Below are 664 nucleotides of genomic sequence, written 5' to 3'. Positions count from 1 at the left end.
GGCAGCCGGGGCTTTCCGGGGTGGCGTCGGCGACGCGGACGGGACCGAGGCCGCTGCTCGTCTCGGTGCTGATGTGGGAGATCAGGACGCCGGGGCGGCAGACGACGTCGTCGAGACCGCCGGGGGCGCGCACCTCGATGGCGAGCGCCTCGTGGTCGCCGGTGCGGACGGCCACCAGGCGGGTGCCTTCGGTGCCCGGGGCGCCGAGGGGCGTGACGACGTGCTCGGTGGTGGCGGGCGCGGTCGGGGTGACCGCGGCCATGGCGGGGGAGGAGCCGGGGACGAGCGGCCAGCGCATCCTCTGCCCGCAGGTCCTGGTCACCAACACGCCGGCCGCGGCGCAGGCCCAGGTGGACCGGGAGCTGGCGCTGCTGGTCACGCAGATCGACGAGGCGAACACCAGGCTGGCGAACTCCGCCGGTGAGGGCGGCCCGAACTTCGTGCGGAACGCGATCCTCGGCCCGCTGGAGGACAAGCGGGTCGCGGTCCTCGACCGGATCACGCAGGCCTTCGAACGGCAGGGCGAGGCCGCGCCGGCCAACCTCGACGCGCTGGCGGCCTGCACGCTGTCCGACGGCGCCGGGGCCATCCCCGAGGTGCCGGAGGACGAGTCGACGGCGCCGGCCGAGGACGCCGGGACGGAGACGGGGACGGGGACGGGGAC

The 664-nt window shown here is 76.2% G+C and carries 2 pseudogenes; one reads left to right on the top strand and one right to left on the bottom strand.

Features of this window, described 5'->3' with window-relative positions:
- Positions 1–262: pseudogene (locus E1283_RS36795) on the bottom strand (M6 family metalloprotease domain-containing protein); the annotation flags it as partial.
- Between E1283_RS36795 and E1283_RS36790 the strand changes: the two are divergent.
- Positions 261–664 (top strand): annotated as a pseudogene (locus tag E1283_RS36790) (hypothetical protein); the annotation flags it as partial. The pseudogenes E1283_RS36795 and E1283_RS36790 overlap by 2 nt on opposite strands.

The organism is Streptomyces hainanensis, from assembly GCF_004348415.1.
Lineage (GTDB): Bacteria > Actinomycetota > Actinomycetes > Streptomycetales > Streptomycetaceae > Streptomyces > Streptomyces hainanensis.
The sequence above is the reverse complement of the archived record's forward strand: the minus strand, read 5'-3'. Positions and strand labels throughout refer to the sequence as shown.